Below are 24,625 nucleotides of genomic sequence, written 5' to 3'. Positions count from 1 at the left end.
GTGACTGTTTACGGCCGTCCGTGACCTGCGGTGACGTGGTGCGGGGCAGTCGCGATGGTCGAGTAGATTGATCTTGTGACCTCCGAGCAGCCGCCGCCGTCGTACAACGAGCTGGCCGGTCTGATCGTGGAGCTGAGGCTGGTAGCAGCCGCGCAGGCCGCGACGATTGAGCGACGTGAAGCACGGATCGTCGAGCAGGACGCTGAGATCGCGGAGTTGAAGCGGCGGCTGGCCGCTGATTGGCGCAACTCCTCCAAGCCGCCGTCCAGTGACGGGCTGGACAAGAGGCCCGCACCGAAGTCGCTGCGCAAGGCGTCGGGGCGTCGGCCGGGCCGGGCCAAGGGCGATCCCGGTGGCCGGCTGGAGCAGGTCACCGACCCGGACGTGATAGTCGATCATCATCCGGCCGCGTGCGGCAGCTGTGGCGGTGGTCTGTCCGATGCGTCGGGTTCGGGCTTCCGGGCCCGGCAGGTCTTCGATCTGCCCGAGATCCGCCCCCAGGTGACCGAGCACCGGCTGCACCGGGCGGTGTGCGGTTGCGGGTACACCACCACGGCGACGGCTCCGGACCTGCCCACGGCGGCCGCCGTGTACGGACCCGGCGTCCGAGCCGCGATCGCCTGCCTGTCGGCCTATCAGCACCTGCCGGCCCAACGCCTCGCCGAGGCCATGGACTGCCTGTTCAGCCTGCCGGTCTCCACCGGCACCGTCCTGTCCGTCCCGGCTCGCGCCCACGACGGGCTCGGGTCCTTCGAGGCCCAGGTCAAGGACCACCTGGCCACGGTGCCGGTCGCGCACGCGGACGAGTCCGGGGTACGGGTCGCGGGGAAACTGCACTGGCTGCACGTGATGTGCACCCACCTGGTCACCTTCTACGGCATCCACCACCAGCGCGGCCGGGCGGCCATGGACGACCTCGGCGTCCTGCCCGGCTTCACCGGCACCCTGGTCACCGATGCCCTGGCCCCCTACACGGTCTACGGCGACGCGCAGGCCCTGTGCGGGGCGCACGTGCTGCGTGAACCCATTGCCGTGACCGAGGACACCCGCCATGACCCCGCCTGGGCCCAGGCGATGATCGATGTCCTGGTCGAGGCGAAGGACGCAGTCGCCGACGCTGTGGCCACCGGGCACGACGCCCTGGACGCCGAGACGTCGGCCGGTTTCCAGGACCGCTACCGGCAGGCAGCGTTGTGCGGCATCGCCGCCAACCCCTACGCCGGCACCGGCCCCCGCTCCAAGGCCAGGGCTCTGGCCATGCGCCTGCGGGACCGCACCACCATGTACCAGCGGTACATGGTCGGCTTCAGTGTCCCGTTCGACAACAACCAGGCCGAACGCGACCTACGGATGATCAAGGTGCAACAGAAGGTCTCCGGGGCCTGGCGGACCCTGACCGGCGCAAGGCGCTTCGCCCGGATCCGCGCCCACATCTCCACCGTCCGCACACACGGCATCAGCCCCCTCACCGCCCTGCGCGACCTCTTCGCCGGACGGCCATGGATGCTGCCCGCAACCAGCTGAAACCCCTAAACAGTTACCCGCCGAGTGGGTCGACTGGTACAACCACAGGCGACTGCACGGTGAGATAGGCCACGTCCCACCGGTCGAATACGAAGCCAACTACTACACCGAACTCACGAAACTCCAGGTCATCACCACAATCTGAGATCTCTACCGAACCCGGGGCGGTTCAGGGTCTCGTAGTCCCGGGTCAGACGGCGGGAGTTCATTAGCCACGCGAATGTGCGCTCTGCCACCCACCGCCTCGGCAGCACCACGAACCCCTCCATGTTGTCGGTCCGCTTGACGATCCCCAAGGTCAGAGCGAGTGTGTCCCGGCACCAGCCGATGAGGCCGCCGGTGTGGCCGCCGTCAGCCCAGACGAGGGTGATGTCACGGTGCAGGCGGCGCAGCCGGGTCAGCAGGCCCGTCGCGGCGTCCCGGTCGCCGATGTTCGCGGCCGTGACGCAGACGACCAGGAGCAGACCAAGGGTGTCGGTCGCGATGTGCCGTTTGCGGCCCGGCACCTTCTTCCCGCCGTCGTAGCCGTGTGAGGCGGCCGGGACCGTCGCGGCGTCCCGCACCGACTGGGCGTCGATGATCCCCGCCGTGGGCTCGGCCTCGCGGCCCTCGAGTTCACGGACCTTCCCGCGCAGCCGGTCGTGGAACTCGGCGATCAGCCCGTGCTCGCGCCAGCGGCGGAAGAAGGCGTAGACCCGGCCCCAGGCGGGGAAGTCCGCGGGCATCGCCCGCCAGGAGATCCCGCCCGCGACCAGGTAGCGGACCGCGTCGAGCATCTGGCGGTGGCAGTAGCCCTCGGGGAGTCCGCCCCGTCCGTTCAGCCAGGCCGGCACCGGCAGCAACGGCCGGATGGCCACCCACTCCTCGTCCGTCATGTCCGACGGATACCGCCGCACCCGGTCGGGATGGTCGGCCGCGTTGCCGTACACGTGCGCGAAGCAATCACACGATGGAGCAGCCGAGTTGAACCGGACGGGCTCGGACGCGTACAACAAGGACACCAGGGCCTCCTGGTACTGCTCGGTCAGATTCGCATCCCCGAGCTACCGAGAGGCCCTGCCTTCATGCGCGTACAACGGGAAGATCGCCCAGATGGGAAGCCTGTTCGAGCCGCACGTTCCATGATCGGTTGAGATACGGCTTCTGACGCCTGCGCCGGGCAGCGGCGCAAGGGCCTGGGATGGTCGACAGGCGAGGCGCTGTTTGCCTCTATTTCTCCGGGAGTCTCAGGGGTCGCTGCATTCTCTGCGATCCCACGAGAGGTCCGGTTCTCTATTTTGAGCCGATTTCCCTGACGTATCATGGTCTTTCGATGTTCAATTTTTTCACAATATTGCAGCTCAGGCGTCTGATCCCAAGTATCGGATGCGTGTTGAATCGCCTCTGCGTCTATTCGGAGGCGTGGCCTAATCGAACCCTTTACTGAGGCCCGGTTGAGGGGGAAGCTTTGGGGCGGAAGTACCGCGTCGATGGGGTTCGCCGTGTTCGAATCGGTCGTTCCTGTTGTGTGCGGCGTTCGAGCCGAGAATGAAGGCTGTCTGGTAGTGAAGCGCAGGTCAGCCCTGATTGTTGCCGAGTGTGAAGATCTTTGAGGTAGGTCCGGTCGGGGTGCGCCCTGATAGTTCGGCCGGCTTTGACAGCTGGCAGGACTCTCGGGATTTTGGTCAGGTTCAATCAGGTCTATCTGAATCTCTGTTGTGGTGCCGGGCCCCATGGATCCCGACTGTAGGCGCATTTCAGCCTCCCGCGTGCTCCTTTTCCACGCCGGTTGGCATCATTCGGCATCGTAACGACACCGTGCGCTCGCCGGACCCAGTGCGTCCGTCGTGCACGAGTAATACGTTTTCATGCAAGGCGTATTCCAGCCAGCGGTCCTCGCCGTTGAGAGAGGCAGGCATGACGAGCCACGCAACCAGAGTCGACCTTGAGGAACTGCTGCGCCGGGCGCTGGAAGCCTCTGGTGAGGGCGCGCGGTGGACCACCGACGCGGACGAGACGTGGTGCCGTCTCGCAACCCTGTCCGGGATTCAGCGCAAGCAGGGCTGGAAGCTGCACGTGTCGGCGACGTCCGCCTCCGCGCCGGCAGTCCTCGCGCGGGCCCTGGACGTGCTGCTGCGGGAGGAGTCGGCGTTCAAGTTCGCCCGGTCCCTGGAGCAGGTGAGCGCGCTCAACTCCCGTGCCACACCGCGGGGAAGCTCAGGCAAGTTCATCACCGTCTATCCGTGCTCCGATGCCGACGCGGCCCGGATCGCGCTGGATCTGCACAAGGTGACGGCGAATCTGGCCGGCCCCCGGATCCTGTCGGACCAGCCGTACGCGGTGAACAGCCTGGTGCACTACCGCTACGGGGCCTTCGTCGGCCGACGAAGGCTGTCGGAGCAGGGGCTTTTGGTGTGGTTCTACGAGGACCCCGACGGCAATCCCGTCGAGGACATCCGCACCGGCCAGTATTCCCCGCCCTCTTGGGCGGTCAGCCCCTTCCCCGCACCGGTACCAGCCGCGCCGCGTACGGAGGAGGCGCCGACGGGCCCGGTCTTGCTGGGTGGGCGTTTCTCGGTACGGGAGGCGATCCGCCACACGAACAAGGGCGGCGTCTACCGGGGGACGGACGTCGCCACGGGTGCACCCGTGGTCATCAAGGAGGCCCGCCCGCACGTGGAGGCCGACGCGTCCGGCTGTGACGTACGCGACTGGCTGCGTGCGGAGTCCCGGGCGCTGGAGCACCTCGCCGGCACGGGCCTGGCGCCGGAGCTCCTCGCGATGTTCGAGCACGGCGGACACCTGTTCCTGGCGCAGGAGGAGATACCGGGTGTCCCCCTGCGGAGCTGGGTCGCCGAGCACTTCCGCGATGTCGGCAGCGAGCGCTACGGCGCCGACGCTCTGGACCAGGTCGGACGTCTGGTGGACCTCGTCGCCGCGGCCCACGCCCACGGCTGCGTCCTGCGAGATTTCACCCCTGGCAACATCATGGTCCGGCCGGACGGTGAACTGCGTCTGATCGATCTGGAGCTTGCGGTCCTGAAGGGCCATGCCGCCCTTCCGACGACGGTGGGAACCCCGGGATTCAGCGCCCCCGAGCGACTGCGGGACGCACCCGTCTCCCCTACGGCCGACTACTACAGCCTCGGCGCCACGGTGTGCTTCGTCCTTGCCGGGAAGGTCCCCAATCTGCTGCCCGAGGAGCCCGCCACCAGATCCGCGGAGCAGCGGCTCGCCGAGTGGCTGGCCGCCCGCGAGCGCACACTCCGCCTGCCGGACGGCCTGCCCGAGATGATCCTCGGGCTGATGAAGGACGATCCGGCAGAGCGCTGGGACCCGGCCAGGGCACGTGCGGACCTGCGCCGCACCGAAAGGCCGTTCCCCGTGCACCCCGCCGCCGGGCCGGCGGGCAGGGACCTCCGGGGCGATGCCACAGCGGTCTCGGTGGCGGGGATCGTGGACCACCTCGTCGATTCGATGACCCCGAAGGACCAGCGGCGGCTGTGGCCGGTCTCCACCCTGGCGGGGGAGACAGACCCGTGCACGGTGCAGCAGGGCGCGTCCGGTGTCCTGGCGGTCCTGACCCGGTACTTCGAACTCACCGGCGATCCGCGCCTTCCAGAGCTGATATCCACCGCGGGCCACTGGATCGCTGCGCGTACCGACACCCGCTCCACCCGCCCAGGCCTGCACTTCGGCGGCCGGGGGACCGCCTGGGCCCTGTACGAGGCCGGACGCGCCGTCGATGACCGCGCCCTCATGGATCACGCGATGGCCCTTGCCCTGGCTCCGCAGGAGCCGACGCCCCACCACGACATCACCCACGGCACCGCAGGCAGCGGACTGGCCGCCGCCCACCTGTGGCACCGGACCGGCGACCCGCGCCTGGCCGGGTTGGTCGCCGACGCGGCCGACCGGCTGGCAGCTGTCGTGCGGACCGAGCCGTCCGGCGTGAGCTGGCCGGTCCCCGCGGAAGTCCTCGCCACGGAAGCCGGAAAACGCTACCTCGGCTTCGCCCACGGAACATCCGGCATCGGATGCTTCCTCCTCGCCGCCGCAGCCATCTCGAACCGGCAGGAGCACCTGGACCTGGCCGTGGCAGCGGGTGAGGAACTGGTGGCCAGCGCCGTGATGGTCGGCGAGGCGGCCCAGTGGCCGGCCCAGGCCGGCGACGTGCCCACCGCCCCGTACTGGTGCCACGGATCGGCCGGGATCGGCACCTTCCTGGTCCGGCTGTGGCAGACCACCGGCGACGACCGGTTCGGTGAACTCGCCCGCCACGCCGCACGAGCCGTCGTGGAGCGGGCGTCCCGCGCCCCCCTCACCCAGTGCCACGGGCTGGCGGGCAACGGCGACTTCCTCCTCGACATGGCCACGGCCACGGGGGATCCCGCCCACCACACGATGGCCCAGGACCTGGCCCGCCTCATCGTTTCCGAACGGGCCCACCGCGACGGTCACGTTGTCTTCCCCAACGAGTACGGGGACGTCTCGACGGGCTGGAGCGACGGATCCGCGGGAATCCTGGCGTTCCTCCTGCGGACCCACCACACAGACTCCCGGCACTGGATGATCCAGCAGCCGGGCTGAGCGGCAGGAAATCTGCCGCCATCCCACAGAGAAGGAGAAAGCCATGGAGAACCGCGACCTCGAACTGCTGGCTCACCTGCACGCCCTTCCGGAGACCGACCCGATCGGCGCCGACGGAGCCGCGTTCGCCAACACCTGCGAGTGCGTCGGCCTGCTGACGCTCATCAACACCGTCTGTGTCGGCGTCAGCTGCGCCTGACCAGGCACTAGGGGCCCTTCGGCTCCGGTACGTCTCAGCGGCCAGAACAACGGCGGTCTCGTTGACCGGGCGCTGAACACCGGACCCGCCGGGAGGGAGTACCCCGTGCTCCCTGGTCGATACCCGACGGGACAAGACGGAACGGGCTCCACGGACCTCCGGCCGGCCGGCTGCCCCACGGCGCCGCCGGCCGGAGCACAAGCCCCACCCCCCTCCATCAGGGAACCGCGCGCCGGACAAGGCCCCACCCGCGCCGGGCTCCCCCCGAACCGCCCCACGCCCGAGTCCGCTGACGGCACTCCGCAGACGAGGATCCGACCATGCAGCCGCACGCCGGTGACGACGCCCCCGCCCAGGCAACCCTCCTGACGGCCGCCCTGACGAGCCCGCACACCACCACGGGGTCCGCTCCCGAGTCGGCGTACGCCATCAGCACGCGCGGTCTCGTCAAGAGCTACCCGGGCCCGGACGGGACCAGCATCCACGCCGTCCGCGGCCTGGACCTGGACGTGCTCCAAGGGGAAACCTTCGCCTTCCTCGGCCCCAACGGCGCCGGGAAGTCCACCACCATCGCCCTGCTGTGCGCCCTGGCCCGCCCCACCGCCGGCCAGGCCACGGTGGCCGGCGCCGACGTGCTCAGCCAACCGGACCAGGTGCGGCGGCAGGTCGGCATGCTCTTCCAGCACAGCGCCCTGGACACCGACCTCACCGCAGAACAGAACCTCCACATCCACGCACGCCTCTACGGGATGAGCCGCCGCCACGTCCGCCGCCGCGTCACCGAAACACTCGAGGCGGTCGCACTGGCCGACCGGCGACGTTCTCCGGTACGCACCCTCTCCGGCGGTATGCGACGGCGCCTGGAACTCGCCCGGGGCCTGCTGCACGAACCCCGGATCCTGTTCCTCGACGAGCCGACCACCGGACTCGACCCCCACGCCCGAGCCCAGGTCTGGGAACACCTGCGCACCCTGCGCGACCGGCAAGGAACCACACTCTTCGTCACCACCCACTACCTGGAAGAGGCGGAGAACTGCGGCCGCCTCGCCATCATCGACGGCGGCCGCCTGGCGGCACAAGGCACCCCCTTCGCCCTCAAGGCCGCGATCGGCGACGACCGCGTGACGCTGCGCACCGGCGACGACCCGGCGGCGCACCAGGTCGTACGCCGCACCGCACCCCCCGGCACCATCACGACCCTGGACACCGGCGGGATCAGCCTGCGCGTACCCAACGGCAGCTCATGGATCCCCCGCCTCTGCGCGGCCCTGGAAGCCCACGGCATCCCCGTCCAGGCCGCCTCCGCGACCCCGCCGACACTCGACGACGTCTTCTTCCACCACACCGGCCGCAGCATCCACACCGCACGCACCCACCCCACCCCCGCCACCATCCAGCCGACCCGAACCACGGCGACGACCGAGGGTGCCCTGTGACCGCACCCGCCCTCAGGGCACCCGGAGCCCCGAACCCTCCTGACAGCCCCGACGCCGCAGTCCCTGCGCCGCCATCCCGCCTGCGCCGCGAACTGCGCGCGGTCCACGCACTGATCCACCGCGACCTGCTGCGCCTGTCCACCCAGCGCACCCACACCGCACTGATGCTGATCCAGCCGGTGCTCTACCTCTTCGTCCTCGGAGGTGGCCTGGCCGCCCTGATCCCCCACACCACACTGGGTGTCGGCTACCAGACCTACCTCTTCCCCGGCATGCTGATGATGACCGTCCAGACCCCGGCCATCATGGTCGGCATCCGCCTGATCACCGACCGCCAGAGCGGCTACCTGCGCGAACTACTCATGGCCCCGGTATACCGCTCCACCCTCCTCCTCGGAAGCTGTGCCGGAGGCACCACCGTCGCCGCCGTCCAGGGCGCCGTCCTGCTCGCCCTCGCCGGCGCGGTCGGCCTGCCCTACGATCCACTCCTCCTGGCACTGCTCCTCGCCGGCATGATCCTGGCCTCCTTCACCATCACGGCCCTCTCCCTGGCCCTGGCCGTGACCCTGCGCCGCCCCGAGGTGTTCCACATGCTGCTCGGCCTGGTGATGATGCCGCTGCTGTTCCTCTCCGGCGGCTTCTTCCCGATCGAGAACCTGCCGGGCTGGGCCCACACGCTGGCCGCCGCCAACCCGCTGGCCTACGGCGTGGACCTGCTCCGCCGCAGCATCGCCCTCCGGGTACCCGACCAGGCAGCCGCGGCAGGCCTCGAATGGTTCGGCCGACAACCTCCGCTGTTCCTCGAAGCCGGGGTCCTCCTGACCACGGGTGCCATGGCCCTGCTCTGGGCCGCCCACCGCTTCAACCGCCCCGAATGACACCAAGCGACTCGGCCCACCATCCCCACCGGCCCGATGCTGAACCACGACCGGGTGCGGAGGGGGCTGCCAGCCCGTACCGGAACCGAGTGCACGGATTTACGGAGGGACGTTCCTGCCGTTGCGGACCGTAACGAGAGCCCTTGAGGCCGCGTTGTTGTGGCCGGGAGGGCTGAGGTGCAGCGACCGGACATCCATGCCCCGACCGGCGATCGTGCCGGACCGGCCGGCCAGGTTGGGCCCGCGGCCGGTCCGGTGCAATCGCAGCCAGACGCCGGGAGGCTAGTCGAACACATCGTGTTGGCCGTACGGGAGGCCGACGACGCCCGCATCCGTCTCCTGCTGGAGCAACTCGTGCCGCTGGCCGACCCACACATCCTGCTCCTGCTGCGAAGCAGGCTGTGCGGTGACACGTCCGACCAGTGAACCGCCCGCGCCCCGGCCTCGGCTGCCAGGCCTGCCCAGCAGATCAGCAAACGGGCCTTGAGTAAGTCAGATGCGGTGAGAGGTCGGCATCGACAAGCGGCACAGTCGCAGGGGGTTTGGCGTGTTCATCGCGGAAGAGGGCGTTTTCGATCCTGATGAGATGCTGAGCCTCTACGACTCGGTCGGCTGGGAGGGCTACACCGCCGACGTCGACAAGCTCTGCCGCGGCCTGCGGAACTCTCACCTCGTCATCGCCGCACGAGACGGTTCAGGAACGCTCCTCGGGCTGGCCCGGACCGTCTCCGACGACGAGCACATCTGCTACGTCCAGGACGTCGTGGTCAACCCGGCGCATCACCGGCAGGGCGTCGGCCGAGCCCTGGTCGAGCACCTCATGCAGCGCTACTCGCACTGCCGCTTCCTTCTCCTCTCCACAGACCACGAGTCGTCACCGGGAGGCAAGCGCAATCACGCGTTCTACCGGAGCCTTGGCTTCCTGTCCTGCGAGGAGAAGCAGATGGCAGGCTTCGGATTGCCCAGGAACCGCCCTGACCTGCGTGACATGACGCAATAGAGATCCCCCTCCCGGCCGCAGCACGGACATGGCCGCCCTCACTGGCGAACCCCATCCCGGTGATGAGTGCCGGCTGTGACACGTCCCAGACGCGACCGTGCCGTCATTTCTCATCGACAGCCGTGACCTCAGCGATCGCTACACGCCTCCGAAACCGGTCGACATTCGCTGTTCCTACAGATCAACGAAGCCACGCGTGACCTCGACCGCGTCCGGGCCGCGCTGGGCGAGCGGAAGATCTCCGCGTGGGGCGTCTCGTACGGGACGTACGTCGGAGCGGTCTACAGCCAGATGTTCCCGCACCGGACGGACCGGATCGTGCTGGACAGCATCGACAACCCGGATCCGGCACGCGTGGCCCGCGCCTGGCTCGCCGGGTTCGAGCAGGGCGTCGAGGACGTGTTCCCGCACTTCGCCGCATGGGCGTCGGCGCCCGGGAACCCGGACCGGGTGGCGGACACGGCCGCCGAGGTGCGTCCGCTGTTCCTGCGGCTCGCCGCCCGCCTCGACCGCGAGCCGATCCCCTGGCCCGGCGCCGACCCGGCGGAGCTGAACGGCAACGTCCCGCGCCAGACCATGCTGGACAGCCTCTTCCGGCCCGGACGTTACCCGGCCCTCGCGAAGCTGATGCGGGCGGCCGGGCAGGGCACCGTACCGCCCGCGCCGGCGACGCCTCCGGAGCCGGTGGTGCAGAACGTGACCGCTGTCGGCGTCGGAGCGCTCTGCAACGACGTGGAATGGCCCAGGTCGCCCGCCGTGTACGAGAAGGTCGTAGCCGAGAGCCGGGCCGCGTACCCGCTCACCGCGGGCATGCCCCGCAACGTGATGCCGTGCGCCGCTTGGCCCTACCCGCCCCGCGAGGCCCCGACGCGGATCACCGGACGGGGGCCGTCAAACATCCTCCTCGTCCAGAACGAACGGGACGTCGCCACACCCCTCACCGGCGCGCTGAGGATGCGCGAGGCCCTCGGCCGGCGGGCCGTGATGGTGACCGTCGACGCGACCGGCCGCGGCTCCTACCTCGCCGACGGCAACGCCTGCGGCGACCGCACGGTCTCCCACTTCCTGACCACCGGCGAACGCCCCCGACGGGACACGTACTGCCGCTAGGAGGCGAGGGCCGGCCTTCCGGGGGAGGCGACTGCCAGGCGCAGGCCGAGGCCGACCAGGGTCCAGCCGAGACGGGCGCGAAGGGGGTGTGGCCGCCGGGCGGAGGCGGCGAGGCGGTACGCGTCCGCTTCCGCCCGGAGTTCGACGGCGCGGGCGTGGTGCAGGGCGAGATGGATCTCCGGGTGCATCGGGCAGCCTCTCAGTCCGTGCGGACGGGGAAGAGATGGGTGTGGACGCGCACCTGTTCGGCGTCCGGGGCGCCGTCCCCGGGGGACTGCGCGCGGTAGCTCTGCACGAGGTCGTGCATCCTGTGGACGAGTTCCTCCGCGAGTTCCGGCGTGAGGCTCAGCGTCCAGTCGCTCATGTCCGACGCTCGGCGCCAGGCCTCGGGCCAGTCGTCACCGGTGCCGAGCCAGGTCGCGACCTCCTGGGTGTGGTGGTTGGCGACCTCGTGCAGGAACAGGTCGGCGGCCCCGCGGACCGCCGGGTCGCGGTCCTTGAGCAGGGAGTCGTCGAAGCGCACTCCCCGGTGGACCGCCTTCCACCACCGCTCCCGCCCCTTGCCGTGCTCCGGCGCGTCCTCCACGAACCCGTGGGTGGCGAGCTGGCGCAGGTGGTAGCTGGTGGCTCCGCTGGACTCGCCCAGTTTCGCGGCCAGTTGCGAAGCGGTGGCCGGCCCGCCGCGCCGCAGCGCGTTCAGCAGCCGCATGCGCAGGGGGTGCGCGAGCCCGCGCAACGAGCGGGCGTCGAGGCTGCGGAGCTGCGGGTCGCTGTGGTTCTGAGGGTCCTTGGGCTCGTCCATGGATACAAAGGTATCGCTGCAAAGGATTGATTGCAATGATTTCTTTGCAATCAATCCTTTGCGGACTCCGTGGCCGTTCGTCCGACCGGACGATGAACTGCCGATGACGCCGTTGGCGTGACGTTTCGCCTCCGTCGCAACCGGGGCTCCCGCTGCCGGCCTCCTGTCCTGCAGAACCGACACCCGTTGGTGAGGAGACCGACATGACCGCGACCGCTTTCCAGTACGGCCCGCACCATGCCCTCGTCGACCCCTGTGACGCCGACGGCGCCACGGGCGCCGCCTGGTGGCCCCCGGCGGAGGGACAGCCGGCGGGGGACCACCCGAGCGACTACCTGCTGGCCCCGCCGCTCCCTGCCCCCCTGCCCGGCCCGCCGAACCCGGCCGACCGCCTCGACACCCACATCGGCATCGGCATCGACCCGCGCGACCGCCGCAAGCTGGATCTCCACGCCGCGCTGACCGCCGCCGGCATCCCGCCGCGCCCCGAGGACCGCGAGGCCATCGAGAGCCTGAGCGCCCTGTCCGGCGGCATCAACGCCACCATCCAGCGCTGGCTGCACCACACCCTGTGAGCCGTCGGGCGGCTCACACCCTCCCCGGCGCCACCAGCCCCGACTCGTACGCCATGACGCCGGGCGTGAGGCCGGGTCGCGGGGTACTGCGACGGGCGGCCGGAGGCGCCGGTTACTCCCCGGGGAGTAGCCGGGCCGGGCCGGCGGGTCACGCCCGGTCGACCATCCAGGTGCCGTCCTCCTCGTCGTCGACCCGTACTTCCAGTTCGCGCAGGCTCATGCCGGCCTCCCAGAGTTCCCGGAAGCGTTTCATCCGGTCCTGGACGTGGTCCTGGCGGGCGATGAGCCGGGTTCTGATGTTGACGTCGCGCAGGTCCTGGTCGATCTCGAAGGAGACCGCCTCGTCGTAGACGATGAAGTCGTTGGTGGTGCCGCGCAGCAGGTGCGGCGGCAGCTCCGGCAGGACGGCCACGCGCACTTCGATGTGCAGGACCTCCTGCTCCTCGCACAGACGCAGCAGCCGGTCGTCCAGTTCCCGCGCGCTCTCCAGCAGGAACAGCCGCCGGACCGGGACCCCGTGCTCGTCGATCGCCTCCTTCTGGGCGTGGAGATAGCGGCTCGCGGGCTCGCTGTTCCAGAACTCCCGGTCGACGGAGGTGCTGGTGGCGCAGATGGAGTCCTCGGCGGCACGGGTGAGGCTGAGCATCCAGTCGTGGTTCTCACCGGGGCACTCCGCGGTCAGGGTGGTGAGGTCCGTCATCTGACCGATCACCCGCTGCATCTCCAGGCGGACGAAGGTGGAGAGGATCGGCAGGTCCGGTGCCAGGACCTCGGCGAAGTTGGTGGCCAGGTCGGGCACCGAGTCGATACGGACCCGGACCGGCGCGGGCGGGAGATCGACACGGGCGGGCGCGATCAGCCGGGCCTCGACGATCTGCTTCATGTCCTCGGTGTGCCGGGTCAGGCCGCTCTGCAGATCGTCGTAGCGCCGCAGTCCGTCCCGTACGGTGGCGGCGGTCTCGGCCAGCAGGCTCTCCGCCCGCCGGGCGCGTGCTTCCGCCGTCCGGTCCTGTGCGAGGTGGAGGTGCTGGAAGGCCATCGCGGCGACGGCACAGATACCGGCGGCGCCGAGGTGCCGCAACGGGCCGTCCTCCGGGCTCAGTAACGCGGCGACGCCCCAGGCGGGCAGGCCCACGACGAGGCCGGCCAGGAGTCTGCGGGGCCACGGGGACGGGTCGGTCCCCCGGTGTGCGGCCTCCGTGGCGGGGGTGTCCGGTGGCCGGTCCGGGGTGTGCGGGGCGCGGGGCGGAGCCGGCCTGCCGGCCGGCCTCCGGCCGCCCGGGTGACCGGACGTGCCCACCGTGCCCGGCGGGCCGGATGTGTCTTCGGGCTGAGGTGCCTGTGCCGTGCTCATCTCGCTTCTCCCCCCGTTGGGAAACGTCGTCGGTTCGGGATGCGGGAAGTGCGTGAGGTGCTTCGGATGTGCCGTCGAGCCCGCGCTCACGGCGGGGCGGGGTCAGGGTCTCGGCTCCACCTCCCGGTACGACGGGGGGATGGCGTGCAGGGCCAGCTGGTCGCGGACGCGCTGCACCAGGGTGAGCCACTGCCGGGTGAACCCGGGTCGTTCCTCCAGCGCCGCCCACAGGTGGGCGAGTTCGCCGGACACCCGGGCCCGGGGCATCCACAGGTGCAGCAGGTGGTCCACGGCGGGCCGCAGCGCCCCGACCACGACGGGGAGGTCGCCCGCCGGGCCCGGCCGCGGCCAGGGTTCACCGGGGCCCAGGCGGATGCCGTCAAGGATGCGGACCACGGTCGTCAGCAGCCAGTCGTGCAGGGCGAGGTCGTCGCAGAGCCCGGCGATGTCGGCGCTGCGGACGCCCTCCGGGACCCGCAGCCGTACGGTGCGCAGCGCGTCCTCGGCGAGGGTGAACCGCTCGATGGACGGGCCGTCGCCGTCCCGCGCGGGCAGGGCCACCCAGCGGAGCCGGGTGGGCCGGGATCTCAGGGGCGGCCGGTGGTCGAGCAGGGGGTGCCGCAGCAGCCGGGTCTGCATCCCGTCGGCGATCAGCCCGACGTCGAGCTCCCCGTGCCGCCCTCCGTCGAGCAGGCCCTCGGCGACCGCCTCGCGGGGCAGCCTGCCGAACGGCTCGACCACTCCGGGCCTTACCAGGTACTGGCCCCAGGGCCGGCGGTGGTCGGGTCCGGTGGCGGGGACACGGAAGTACGCGGAGGTCTGCAGCACGCGGCCCTCGGTGAGCGCGGCCCGGGCGGCGACCGTGCCGACCGCGCGGACACGGGCGCCGTTGGAGCTGGGCAGCCGGCAGTCGACTCCGGTGAGGGTGTCGGGTGAGAGCCCGTAGAGGTTGGGCCGCTCGGAGACCAGGACCCGCTCGTCGGCGCGCAGGCGCAGCAACTGGGCGGCGGCGCGGCTGTCCAGGGCCTGTCCGGCGGGCAGCAGGCAGGTCCGGACCTCGCCGCAGGCGAGCACGGCACGCGGTGCGGTCCCCTCCGGCGCCATGTCAGGACCCCGCGTAGAAGAGGTAGGAGACGCGGTCGGCCACCGACGCGGGCAGGGACACGTTCTCGCGGGCGGACCGTTCACCGACCTGGCGCAGGGCTTCGGCGTCCACCTCGAGCTGGTCGAGGATCACCCGGACGGCGTGTTCGACGGGCAGGAAGCGGTTGGGCAGCACGGAGCAGGTCCGGTAGGCGGCGAACGGGGCGGCCCGTGGGTTGAGCCGGACGAGCGCGGGCAGCTCGTCCCAGTCGTCGGGAAACGCGGAGCCCGTGTGGGGGTGCGGGTCGAGGACGGCGTCGCCCTGGTGGCGGAGCAGCCCCAGGCGGGCGAGCTGCCAGACGGCGGCCAGGAAGGGGCAGGACCACACGCGCTGCCCGTCGGGGGTGTCGCTGAAGAGTTCGACGTCCAGGAAGACGGAGTGCCGCCGTGCCGCGGTCTCCGTGGGCGGCTGCCAGGCGGCGGCCCTCTGCATGGCCTGCGGGGTGCGCGCGGCGGGGCTGCGCACCCCGTTGGCCAGCCAGCCGGTCTGCGCGGCCGGGGGCCGGTTGCCGTAGCTGCCGGGCGGCGGCTCCTCGACGATACGGCCGGCCACCGCCTCCGCGACGGGCACCTTCCCGTTGACCGCGCAGCCGGACTCGCGGGCCAGGTAGTCGACGGTCAGTCCGGCGCGGCCGGCCTCCGCCAGCAGGAGGGGGACGAGTTCGGCGGGACGGGAGAAACGGGTGAAGTAGTCGTCGACGAGGAAGCAGGTGCTGATCCGCGGACGTCCGCCCCCGGCCCGGTCGGCCGCGGCCGACCGGGCCGCCTCCACCCAGGGACGTACCGCCTCGAAGTGCCGGCGCAGACGGCCGGGGCCGGCTTCGAAGTCCTCCATGTACAAGTGGCCGAGTTCGAGGGAGAGATGGGAGAGCGGCACCGACTGGGTCCGCGGCTCGGCGGTGGTTTCGCGGAACACCACGTCCTTCATGGCCGCCCCCAGTGCGAGTCGTCGGTCAGCCGCCGGGCGATCTCCTCGAGCGCTTCCAGCGTCTCCTTGTTGGCGATCTGGGTGGAGAGCACGTCGTCCTCGGTGATCAGCTGTTCGCGCCACTGCAGGATGGGCTCCAGCGGTACGGTGCCGAGGACCACGCTGTCGCCGACGCGCTGGTCGGCGGCGAGCCGGCGCAGCGCCTTGTCGCAGGACTGCATCCAGGCCTGCTGGGCGTGCGAGACCTGCGACCACAGGGGCGACTCGGGGTCGGGCACGGCGGCCCGGACGAAGCGGATGCTGCCCTGCAGGGTCTCCTCGTCGTGTCCGCGGTCGACGCCGCTGCGGACGATGCCGTTCTCGTGGTGGACGAGGCCGGCGGCGGCGATGACATGCTGGTGGGTCCAGCGGTGGAAGACGAGCCAGCGGTAGGGGACGTGGCGCGTGCGGGGGTGGGCCGTCGCCGCCAGGACCAGGTCGACGGCGTAGCTGCGGCCGGCGCTCAGGTCGACCACGACGAGGTCGAACTCGCTGTTGAGCCGCAGCAGGAGGTCGACGCAGCGTTCCAGGGCCTCCTCGCCGGTGGCGAACTCGCCACCGCCGATGTCGCCGGGGTAGAGGACCAGGCGGCCGGCCTGGTTCTGCCGGGCGCGCAGCACGGAGTGCTCGGTGTGCCGCCAGATGTCGATGCCGGCCGGTTCGGTGACCTCGCCCTCCAGATAGGAGTGCAGGCCCCGTTCCCGGGTGCCGCGCATCGCGCTGGGGACGTCGAAGACGGCGGCGGCGGTCGGCGACCCGAAGTCGAAGTCCACGTAGGCCACGTGGTCGCCGCCGAGGGCGCGCTGATAGGCCAGGTTGGCGCTGGTGACCGAGCGGCCCGTGCCTCCCTTGTCGGAGGCGGCGAAGACGAACACGGCTCAGCCCTCCTGTGCCGCGGCGTCCCGGGCCTGGGCCAGGGTGTCGAGTTCCTGGAGCACGGGCAGGGCGAGCGCGAAGGCGGTGGCGGGCCGCTCGTCGACCAGGGCGCGGGCGTGGTCCAGGCGGCTCTCTATGCTGCGCATCGCCCGCCCCCGGGGCCCGTCGGTGGCCGCGGAGGCCTCCAGCTGCTCCTTGCCGAACAGGTGTGTGGCCTCACTGAGCAGGTCCCGGGCGAGCTCGGCGAGTTCCGGGCTGCGGATGGGCTGCTGCTCGTACATGTTGCGGGCGGCGACCAGGCACTCGGTGACACGTTCGGTGACGCTCCAGGACAGACGGCGGGTGATGCCGTGCGCGTCCGGGTAGACGGCCCGTACGTTGTCCCAGAGGCCGGCGCCGTACCCTTCCTCGATCCTCCGGTTCCACAGGTGCTCGAAGGTCTGCTCGGCGAGGCGCAGCAGCCGGTCCTGCGCGTCGATGCTGCGGGAGAGTTCGGCGAGCTGGACGGTGCGCTTGAGCAACTGGGCGGAGAAGTCGGTCATCCGCCACTGGAGGAGCGCCCCGGAGCGTTCGGATCCGGCGAGCGGCATCAGCACGCCCGGGTCGTGCAGCCGGACGACGGGATCGTTCCTCATCATCCGGCTGGTGACGCGGCCGCGGTCGGCGAGGCGCTCCATGATGGCGACGGTGCGGGTCAGGTCGTCGTCGGTGGCCTTCCTGCGGACCAGGTCGTGGACGAGGATGGCCGCGACGGTCAGGGAGAAGTACTCCGACTCCAGGCGCAGGCCGGTGGTCTGCCAGGGGAGGTCCTCCAGGGGCCAGCGGTCGGTGCCGAAGCGGGCGACCGCAGACCAGTACTGCTGGCTCAGCTCCCAGCGCAGCCGCAGCGCCTCGGCGAGTTTCTGCTGGTCGGCGTTGAGCAGGCCCAGCGTGAGGGTGCGCTCCGAGAAGAGGTCCTGGATGCCGTCCAGGGCGACCACGGTGAAGTACACGTAGGGCAGCCGGTCGGCGATGCCGTCGGGCTGGCCGGGCACCGGGACGCTCAGGTCGGTGATCTGCGGCGCGTCCTCGACCACGCCCCAGGCCCAGCCGCACTCGAAGAGCTGGGTCTCGTCCCGGATGCTCTCGTCGACCTGGATGCCGCGGCTGAGGCTTTCGATGATCGTGGCGCGCAGCGGGCGGAACCGCCGGGAGAACTGCTGGAGCACCGTCCGGTCGGAGTGCCGGTTCTGGCCGATGACCTGGATCAGCCGCCGGCCCTGTTCGGACTCGGCGTCGAAGACGTTGACGGTGAAGGAGCGCAGCAGGCTGATCATCGCGGCGGTCAGCCGCGTGTTGGTGACGTCCCGCAGTTCGCCGAGGGCGCGGCGTACTTCGGGGCGGGTGGTGCTGGTCTCGTACACCTTGAGGAAGCCGAGGGTGGCGAGACAGAGCGTGACGGACATGGAGTAGGAGTCGACGACACCTAACTTGCCCTGTTCGTAGGTGAGTTCCGCATCCGCGTCGACGGGTTTGAAGTACGGTCCGCCGGCGAAGGTGGGGCTGTCGTCCGGTCCGGTGTAGGTGCGCATGAACTGGGTCAGCGCGGTGATCAGGTTCGGGGGGATCTCCAGCCGGCTGCCGACCCGTTCCAGCGCGCGCAGTACGTCCTGCTCGGTGGTGTCCGGCTGGTCCAGGCGGAAGGCGGGGATCTCGGTGGCGGGGTACAGCAGACAGAGCAGCCGCTCCGCGTCCGCGACGCTGCTGAGCCCGTCGGTGTCGCCCCAGACGAGCTTGCCGTCGTCGAACGAGTGACGCGCCGCCGCCCGCCAGATGTCCAGCAGATGCTGGCGTGGCTTGATCTGCATCCCCTACCCCTCACACAGATCCGGTTGCCCGTGTGCAGACATGGTCCCCGTTCCTACGGGGTGGCAATCGCCGTATTCCGCCGTCCCAGGGCGAGGATGATCCCCTCGTGTCCCGGCCGCACCACATGGTGCAGATCGTGGATCTCCAGCTCGTCCACGTAGCCCTCCAGGCTCTCCCGGACCCGCTGTTCGTTCACCCGGTAGGCCGGATACCGGTGGTCGCCGACCTGGTAGCCGAGCGACTCCTTCATGAAGGCGGCGGCGAACGGGGCGCCCTCGTTCAGCGCGCCCATGAAGCAGGTCATGCCCCGCCGGAACTCGTCGGGGCACTCGGACATCGAGTCCGCGACGAAGAACATCGTCCCGATGTCCCAGCGGCGCTGTCCGTCGAGGTCCAGGAGATTGGCGCGCTCGACGCGGACGATCTCGCTGAACCGGCTCCTCGGCTCGACACGGCGGTAGGCGGGGTCGCCCCCGAGCACCTCCCAGAACGGGTCCCAGAGCGCGTCGTACCCGGCGGGAGACGCCTGCTTCTCCAGGTACTCGACGTTGGGGCGGGCGTACTCGAGCAGGAGGACCTTCTCGCACCAGGGGAGCATGGCCAGTGCCGGGTAGAGATTCGCCCCCGCGCCCACGTCCACTCCCCGCATGGCGTCGGGGACACCGTTCGCGAAGCAGCCGCCGAAGTAGTCGCGCATCAGCCGCACGATCAGCAGGTCGACCTCGAGCGGAGTGCGGTAATTGAGGTCGACATAGGTCGCTGGATCGAACTTCGACCACGGGGCATCGGCGTTCCGGTCCATCATCACCCTGCCGCGTTCCATTCAGTGTCGGACAAGACCGTGTGCCCTGTCTGCGCGTCCTGGTGAACGTCGGCAGGCGAAACAGCATCTCCGGTTCTCGCACGGTAGGCCGAGACGGCAGGCGGAGACAGCCGGGAACACGCCAGTCCTCGGTGAATGGGCGCACACCAGGCGCACGCCGGCATATCGCCGCACGCCTGAACTCGCCCTTGCACACGACGAGTTGGCGGCTCACTCTAGCCAGAGAAGTCACCGGCCGCCACCGGGAGCCTTGAATCCTCCCGGGTGAACGGTCCGGTGGCCGTCGCGTTGACGTCCGCACGTCCCGACTGGGGGTTGCATGACCGCCGAACCGCTGGAGCGCACCCTGGACCACGACGGGCACCTCGGGGAGCCCACCGCGTTCCCGGGGCCCCGGAGTCCGTCCCTACGGGCGGCCCGGGAGTCCGACCTGCCGGAGCTGCGACGGCTCGACGAGGAGGTCTTCCAGGAGGTGGCCTACCCTGCCTTCCTGCTGCGCCAGCTCTACGACATGTACGCGGATCATCTGCTGGTCCTCGACGAGGGCGAGGGCCGGCTGCGCGGCTATGTGCTGGCCGCCACGACGGCGGTCAACCGGGACAGCTGGATCCTCGGCCTGTGCGTGACCCGTAACCGCCGCCGGCACGGGCTGGGCCGGGAGCTGATGACGGAGGTCCTGGCCCGGCTGCGCCGGGACGGGATCGAGCAGGTCCGGCTGACCGTGGAACCCGCCAACCGCGCCGCGATCCTGCTCTACCACTCCCTGGGCTTCCGCCCCGAGCCCCCCGACCACGGCCTGCGCCCCGACTACTTCGGCCCCGGCCAGCACCGCCAGATCATGTACCTGCGGCTCTCCCGGAACCACTGAGCCACCCGCCGTCCGGCCCTGGGCCCCGGTCGTCCACGGGTGGGCCGGAGTCCGGGAGAACCGGGGTACGCCGGTCCCGGCCCGGAGGGGCAGAACCCGGTCCCCCGTCAGGACGGCGTCCGTGCCGCCGTCAGCAGGCGGGTCACGTCGGTCGGGCAGATGGTGAGGGCCGCGCCGACCGTGGCGAGGGCGTCGCGTTCGGCGGGGGTGTACGGGCCGTCGGCGAGGGCGATGCGGGCACCCTGGAGGAGGATGGATTCGCGGCCGGGAGCGGCGAGGTGGGGCGCGAGGGGGTCCAGGGCCTCGTGGAGTTCGATGGCGAGGCCCGCCGCGCAGGGCTCGCCGGTGAAGCGGCCGGTGTCCGCCTCCAGGGCCTCGACGAGCGCGGCCAGCTGGTCCTCGGTGCAGTCGTCGAAGCCGGCCGCGCGCACGCCGGTGGCGGCCGTCTCCAGGGAGGCGCGGGAGCAGATGCCGCCGGCGGTCAGTACCGCGAGGGCGACCGTGTGGACGGCGTCGCGGAGCATCGCGGCGAAGCGGGTGGTGGTGGGGTGGTCCAGGACGTCGGTGCCGTAGTGGCGGCGGCAGGCGGCGCACTCGACGGTCGGCGCGGACTCGCCGCGCGGCAGCAGGGGCACGCCGAGCAGGGTGAAGCGGCGGCGTCCGGCGAGCCGCTGGTAGTTGCGGTCACCGCCGCAGCCGGGGCAGAAGAACTCCCCGTCACCGACGGCCGTCCACGCCGTGCGGGTGCCCAGCAGGCGCGAGAGTCCGGCAGCAGCGGCATGGCCGTTGGGTCCCCGTTCTGGCAGCACGTCGCACCTCCGTCAACGCCACAGCACCATCGCCGCGCTTGCGTGATGTTAGCCACATCGGTGAGCCCGAGTCAGTACCCCGGACGAGACCTTTCCGTGACCTCCACGACTATTGGCCGGTAAACGACGGAGGCTCCGCCCGCCACAAACGGCGGACGGAGCCCTCGAATCCCACGAAAAGGCTGTTCAGCGCGCCGCGCGGTTGACGGCCGAGACGACGGCCTTCAGCGAGGCCCGTGTGGTGTTCGCGTCGATTCCGATCCCCCACAGAACCTTGTCGCCGATCGCGCACTCGATGTACGAGGCGGCCTGCGCGGAGGCGCCCTCGCTCATGGTGTGCTCCTGGTAGTCCAGCAGGCGTACGTCGATGCCGACGGCTGCCAGGGCGTCGAAGAAGGCCGAGATCGGTCCGTTGCCGGAGCCGGTCAGGGTGGTCTGCTCACCGTCGACGGTGGCCTCGACGGTGAGGGTGTCCACGCCGTCGCGGTCGGTGGTGGACTGGCCGTTGGCGACCTGGATGCGGCCCCAGGCGTTGTCCGGGTTGGGCAGGTACTCGTCCTGGAAGACGTCCCAGATGGCGGTCGGCGTGATCTCGCCGCCCTCGGCGTCCGTCTTCGCCTGGATGATCTTCGAGAACTCGATCTGCATCCGGCGCGGCAGGTCCAGCTTGTGGTCGTTCTTCAGGACGTACGCGATACCGCCCTTGCCGGACTGCGAGTTGACACGGATGACGGCTTCGTAGGAGCGGCCGACGTCCTTGGGGTCGATCGGCAGGTACGGGACCGCCCACTCGATGTCGTCGACGGTGACGCCCCTGGCCCTGGCGTCGGCCTCCATGGCGTCGAAGCCCTTCTTGATGGCGTCCTGGTGGGAGCCGGAGAAGGACGTGTAGACCAGGTCGCCCACGTACGGGTGGCGCGGGTGGACGTCCATCTGGTTGCAGTACTCCCACGTACGACGGATCTCGTCGATGTCGGAGAAGTCGATCTGCGGGTCGACGCCCTGGGAGAACAGGTTCATGCCCAGGGTGACCAGGTCGACGTTGCCGGTGCGCTCGCCCTGCCCGAACAGGCAGCCCTCGACGCGGTCGGCGCCGGCCATCAGGGCCAGTTCGGCGGCGGCGACGGCGGTACCGCGGTCGTTGTGCGGGTGGACCGACAGGCAGACGTACTCGCGGCGGGACAGGTTGCGGCCCATCCACTCGAAGCGGTCCGCGTGCGTGGAGGGCGTGGAACGCTCCACGGTGGCGGGCAGGTTGAGGATGATCTCGCGGCCGGGACCGGGCTGGTAGGTGTCCATCACCGCCTCGCAGACCTCGAGGGCGAAGTCCAGCTCGGTGTCGGTGAAGATCTCGGGGCTGTACTGGTAGCCGAACTCCGTCTCCGGGCCCAGCAGTTTCTCGGCGTACTCCATGACCAGCCGGGTGCCGTCGACCGCGATCTGCTTGATGTCGTCCCTGGAGCCGCGGAACACCACACGGCGGAAGACGGGCGCGGTGGCGTTGTACAGGTGGACGGTGGCGCGCCGGGCGCCCTTCAGGGACTCCACCGTGCGCTCGATCAGGTCCTCACGGGCCTGGGTGAGTACGGAGATGGTGACGTCGTCCGGGATCGCGTCCGGGTCCTCGATGATGGACCGCACGAAGTCGAAGTCGGTCTGGCCGGAGGCCGGGAAACCGACCTCGATCTCCTTGTAGCCCAGCCTGACCAGCAGGTCGAACATGGCGCGCTTGCGGGCGGGCGACATGGGGTCGATCAGGGCCTGGTTGCCGTCGCGCAGGTCCGTGGAGAGCCAGCGGGGGGCGGTGGTGATCCGCTGCTGCGGCCAGCTGCGGTCGGGGATGTCGACCTGCTCGTAGCGGCCGTACTTCTGGATCGGCATGGAACTGGGCTGCTGGCGGTTTGCCATGGTGCGTGGGCTCCTCGGGGGTCCGCGGGGTGTCCTGGTGGACGGCCGACGGCGCATCGCCGAACTCCGCGGGGAGGGGGTCGGCCTCTAGTACAGGCCCTCGCCGCGGCAGCTAAGGAGGAGCAGCCCGAAACGCATGATGTTCCGTACCTTAACCGAGTCGCCCGTCGTGCGGGGGTCCGTATCAGTATGCGGGACCGCCGGGATGAAGTGGACAAAAAGTGCCGTATACCACTTCACGGCACCTCGGGAGGCGGAGCGGCGGCGGATTTCATCCATCATGGTTGCAAGGGGTGACAGGTCAATGACACAGTGCGAAGGTTCCGGACATGACCAGGAACGGGGGCTTCGAGCCCGTCTTCTGCACGATCATCCCGCCGCACGTCCTCGACCGGCTGGCGCAGTCGGACGACCCCGCGCTCTCCGGACGCGCGCGCCGCACCATCCAGCGCGACGCCTACGAGCGCACCCGGCGCCACCTCACCACGGTCGCCGGCGCCCCGGCCGTCGCCCTGCTCGCCGACGCCGAACCCGGCAAGCCGCAGCGCACGGTGTACGACGCCCGGCACGGCACCGGCCTGCCCGGGACGAAGGTGCGCGGCGAGGGCGACGAGCCCGGCCAGGACGCCACCGTCAACCGCGCCTACGCCGGCCTCGGCGCCACCTTCGAGCTGCTCCTGAAGGCATACGCCCGCGACTCCATCGACGGCGACGGACTGCCGCTGGACGCGACGGTCCACTACGACGAGGACTACAACAACGCCTTCTGGAACGGCGAGCAGATGGTGTTCGGCGACGGGGACGGCGAGATCTTCCTCGACTTCACCCACGCCATCGACGTCATCGGCCACGAACTCGCCCACGGCGTCACGCAGTACACCGCGAACCTGACCTACTACGGGCAGCCGGGCGCGCTCAACGAGTCGGTGTCGGACGTCATCGGCGCGCTCATCAAGCAGTACACGCTCGGCCAGACCGCCGACGAGGCCGACTGGCTGATCGGCGCCGGACTCCTCGCCCCGAGCGTCACGGGCAAGGCGCTGCGCTCCATGAAGGAGCCGGGCACGGCGTACGACGACGACGTGCTCGGCAAGGACCCGCAGCCCGCGACGATGGACGACTACGTCCGCACCGGCCGGGACAACGGCGGCGTGCACATCAACTCCGGCATCCCCAACCACGCCTTCTACCTGGCGGCCACCACCCTCGGCGGCCACGCCTGGGAGCGGGCCGGGCAGATCTGGTACGACGTGCTGACCGGCGGCGACCTCCAGCAGGACGCGCTGTTCGCGGACTTCGCGACCCTGACGGTGAAGGCGGCCCGCGCCCGGTACGGCGACGGCGACGAACTCCAGGCGGTGACCAAGGCCTGGGAACGGGTGGGGGTGCGGACGCTGTAGTTCCGTACTAGACACGGACCCATGCGTATTCAGGTACGGCGCGCAGGCGGCTTCGCGGGCATCGAACGACGGGCCGAGGTGGACACCACGGGCCGCCCCGACGCGGCGGAATGGCACACCCTGGCCGAGCGGGCCCTGTCCGCCGGCCGGGCCACCCCGCCACCCGGGGTCCCGGACGGCTTCAGCTACCGCATCACGGTGGACGGCAGAACGGCGCACTGCGCCGACCCGGGGCTGACGGAGGACCAGCGCACACTGATCAGAAGGGTGCTGAAGGAGGGGGCGTGACGTGTTCCCCGGCCTGAAGCGAGGACCAGGAATCCCGGCCCGGCGCTTCGGTCATGGCACTGACGAATCGAGGTCAGTCCTCGACCGGCTGCAGGCGAACAGGTTCGGCACCGCCGAGATACAACATGCACCCCGCCTCCTCGTCGTCAGATTTCTCCGGTGGAAGTACATAGATTCCCGCCGTGGGCGCGGGGGACCATCCGAGATTACGCGGCGGGTCGTACTCCTCGTAATGCCAGACGTGGAGA

Annotated in this window: 22 protein-coding genes and 1 pseudogene; 12 read left to right on the top strand and 11 right to left on the bottom strand. The window is 70.5% G+C overall.

The features are described from left to right. Nucleotides 1-75: 75 nt before the first annotated feature. Nucleotides 76-1,524, top strand: coding sequence for an IS66 family transposase (locus B9S61_RS32715; RefSeq protein WP_103542791.1), 1,449 nt, complete (start codon nt 76-78; stop codon nt 1,522-1,524). Between the two features lie 131 nt (nt 1,525-1,655). Here the strand turns inward: B9S61_RS32715 and B9S61_RS32710 are convergent, their stop codons facing one another. Further along, on the bottom strand, nt 1,656-2,525 hold the full coding sequence (locus B9S61_RS32710; protein WP_258039977.1) for an IS5 family transposase: 870 nt from the start codon (nt 2,523-2,525) through the stop codon (nt 1,656-1,658). A gap of 895 nt (nt 2,526-3,420) precedes the next feature. Here B9S61_RS32710 and lanL point away from each other — a divergent pair. The 7 genes and pseudogenes from lanL to B9S61_RS32685 all read left to right on the top strand — a co-directional run. Next, on the top strand, nt 3,421-6,093 hold the full coding sequence (lanL, locus tag B9S61_RS32705; protein ID WP_103545423.1) for a class IV lanthionine synthetase LanL: 2,673 nt from the start codon (nt 3,421-3,423) through the stop codon (nt 6,091-6,093). Nucleotides 6,094-6,136: 43 nt separating this feature from the next. Beyond that, nucleotides 6,137-6,292 carry a VenA family class IV lanthipeptide gene (locus B9S61_RS41235; protein ID WP_181007638.1) on the top strand — a complete coding sequence of 52 codons (156 nt, stop codon included), beginning with the start codon at nt 6,137-6,139 and terminating at the stop codon, nt 6,290-6,292. Between the two features lie 320 nt (nt 6,293-6,612). Continuing rightward, complete coding sequence (locus B9S61_RS32700; RefSeq protein WP_103545422.1) at nt 6,613-7,728, top strand: ATP-binding cassette domain-containing protein; 1,116 nt, start codon at nt 6,613-6,615, stop codon at nt 7,726-7,728. After that, on the top strand, nt 7,725-8,606 hold the full coding sequence (locus B9S61_RS32695) for an ABC transporter permease (RefSeq protein ID WP_181007637.1): 882 nt from the start codon (nt 7,725-7,727) through the stop codon (nt 8,604-8,606). The genes B9S61_RS32700 and B9S61_RS32695 overlap by 4 nt, the downstream gene beginning before the upstream one ends. Nucleotides 8,607-8,906: 300 nt before the next feature. Next, a complete protein-coding gene (locus B9S61_RS42840; RefSeq protein ID WP_258039976.1) occupies nt 8,907-9,032 on the top strand; it encodes a hypothetical protein in 126 nt (41 codons plus the stop codon). Nucleotides 9,033-9,153: 121 nt separating this feature from the next. Next, nucleotides 9,154-9,606: a GNAT family N-acetyltransferase gene (locus B9S61_RS32690; protein WP_219819986.1), complete on the top strand. Its 453-nt coding sequence runs from the start codon at nt 9,154-9,156 to the stop codon at nt 9,604-9,606. Nucleotides 9,607-9,789: 183 nt separating this feature from the next. Further along, a pseudogene (locus tag B9S61_RS32685) lies at nt 9,790-10,716 on the top strand (alpha/beta hydrolase); the annotation flags it as partial. Here the strand turns inward: B9S61_RS32685 and B9S61_RS32680 are convergent. After that, entirely contained in the window at nt 10,713-10,904 is a 192-nt protein-coding gene (locus B9S61_RS32680) for a hypothetical protein (protein WP_103545420.1), read from the bottom strand. The pseudogene B9S61_RS32685 and the gene B9S61_RS32680 sit on opposite strands and share 4 nt — an antisense overlap. Before the next feature lie 11 nt (nt 10,905-10,915). Next, the gene (locus B9S61_RS32675; RefSeq protein ID WP_103545419.1) at nt 10,916-11,518 is read right to left on the bottom strand and encodes a transcriptional regulator; all 603 of its coding nucleotides are present in this window, start codon (nt 11,516-11,518) and stop codon (nt 10,916-10,918) included. A 203-nt stretch (nt 11,519-11,721) separates the two neighbouring features. Between B9S61_RS32675 and B9S61_RS32670 the strand changes: the two genes are divergently transcribed. Beyond that, nucleotides 11,722-12,093 carry a hypothetical protein gene (locus B9S61_RS32670; RefSeq protein WP_103545418.1) on the top strand — a complete coding sequence of 124 codons (372 nt, stop codon included), beginning with the start codon at nt 11,722-11,724 and terminating at the stop codon, nt 12,091-12,093. A 148-nt stretch (nt 12,094-12,241) separates the two neighbouring features. Here the strand turns inward: B9S61_RS32670 and B9S61_RS32665 are convergent, their stop codons facing one another. The 6 genes from B9S61_RS32665 to B9S61_RS32640 all read right to left on the bottom strand — a co-directional run bounded on the left by B9S61_RS32665 (nt 12,242) and on the right by B9S61_RS32640 (nt 19,104). Beyond that, entirely contained in the window at nt 12,242-13,447 is a 1,206-nt protein-coding gene (locus tag B9S61_RS32665; protein ID WP_103545417.1) for a hypothetical protein, read from the bottom strand. 102 nt (nt 13,448-13,549) lie between these two features. Continuing rightward, the gene (locus B9S61_RS32660; protein ID WP_103545416.1) at nt 13,550-14,551 is read right to left on the bottom strand and encodes an SCO2521 family protein; all 1,002 of its coding nucleotides are present in this window, start codon (nt 14,549-14,551) and stop codon (nt 13,550-13,552) included. Between the two features lies 1 nt (nt 14,552). Then, nucleotides 14,553-15,518 carry an SCO2522 family protein gene (locus B9S61_RS32655; protein ID WP_103545415.1) on the bottom strand — a complete coding sequence of 322 codons (966 nt, stop codon included), beginning with the start codon at nt 15,516-15,518 and terminating at the stop codon, nt 14,553-14,555. Continuing rightward, nucleotides 15,515-16,432, bottom strand: coding sequence for an SCO2523 family variant P-loop protein (locus B9S61_RS32650; RefSeq protein ID WP_103545414.1), 918 nt, complete (start codon nt 16,430-16,432; stop codon nt 15,515-15,517). The genes B9S61_RS32655 and B9S61_RS32650 overlap by 4 nt, the downstream gene beginning before the upstream one ends. A gap of 3 nt (nt 16,433-16,435) precedes the next feature. Next, nucleotides 16,436-18,280: an SCO2524 family protein gene (locus tag B9S61_RS32645; RefSeq protein ID WP_103545413.1), complete on the bottom strand. Its 1,845-nt coding sequence runs from the start codon at nt 18,278-18,280 to the stop codon at nt 16,436-16,438. A 53-nt stretch (nt 18,281-18,333) separates the two neighbouring features. After that, nucleotides 18,334-19,104, bottom strand: coding sequence for an SCO2525 family SAM-dependent methyltransferase (locus B9S61_RS32640; protein WP_103545412.1), 771 nt, complete (start codon nt 19,102-19,104; stop codon nt 18,334-18,336). A gap of 319 nt (nt 19,105-19,423) precedes the next feature. Here B9S61_RS32640 and B9S61_RS32635 point away from each other — a divergent pair, with 319 nt between their 5' ends. Then, nucleotides 19,424-19,972, top strand: coding sequence for an N-acetyltransferase (locus tag B9S61_RS32635; RefSeq protein WP_103545411.1), 549 nt, complete (start codon nt 19,424-19,426; stop codon nt 19,970-19,972). A gap of 107 nt (nt 19,973-20,079) precedes the next feature. Here B9S61_RS32635 and B9S61_RS32630 read toward each other — a convergent pair whose 3' ends face one another. Together B9S61_RS32630 and leuA are read right to left on the bottom strand one after the other, a co-directional pair. Then, the gene (locus tag B9S61_RS32630) at nt 20,080-20,781 is read right to left on the bottom strand and encodes a TerB family tellurite resistance protein (protein ID WP_103545410.1); all 702 of its coding nucleotides are present in this window, start codon (nt 20,779-20,781) and stop codon (nt 20,080-20,082) included. A gap of 186 nt (nt 20,782-20,967) precedes the next feature. Further along, the gene (leuA, locus tag B9S61_RS32625) at nt 20,968-22,689 is read right to left on the bottom strand and encodes a 2-isopropylmalate synthase (RefSeq protein WP_103545409.1); all 1,722 of its coding nucleotides are present in this window, start codon (nt 22,687-22,689) and stop codon (nt 20,968-20,970) included. Nucleotides 22,690-23,018: 329 nt separating this feature from the next. Between leuA and B9S61_RS32615 the strand changes: the two genes are divergently transcribed. Continuing rightward, nucleotides 23,019-24,089, top strand: a complete 1,071-nt coding sequence (locus tag B9S61_RS32615) for a M4 family metallopeptidase (protein WP_103545408.1) — start codon at nt 23,019-23,021, stop codon at nt 24,087-24,089. Between the two features lie 21 nt (nt 24,090-24,110). Continuing rightward, on the top strand, nt 24,111-24,377 hold the full coding sequence (locus tag B9S61_RS32610; protein WP_103545407.1) for a protealysin inhibitor emfourin: 267 nt from the start codon (nt 24,111-24,113) through the stop codon (nt 24,375-24,377). The last annotated feature ends 248 nt before the right edge of the window (nt 24,378-24,625 follow it).

The sequence above is a fragment of the Streptomyces sp. SM1 genome (genome assembly GCF_002910825.1).
Lineage (GTDB): Bacteria > Actinomycetota > Actinomycetes > Streptomycetales > Streptomycetaceae > Streptomyces > Streptomyces okerensis.
The sequence above is the reverse complement of the archived record's forward strand: the minus strand, read 5'-3'. Positions and strand labels throughout refer to the sequence as shown.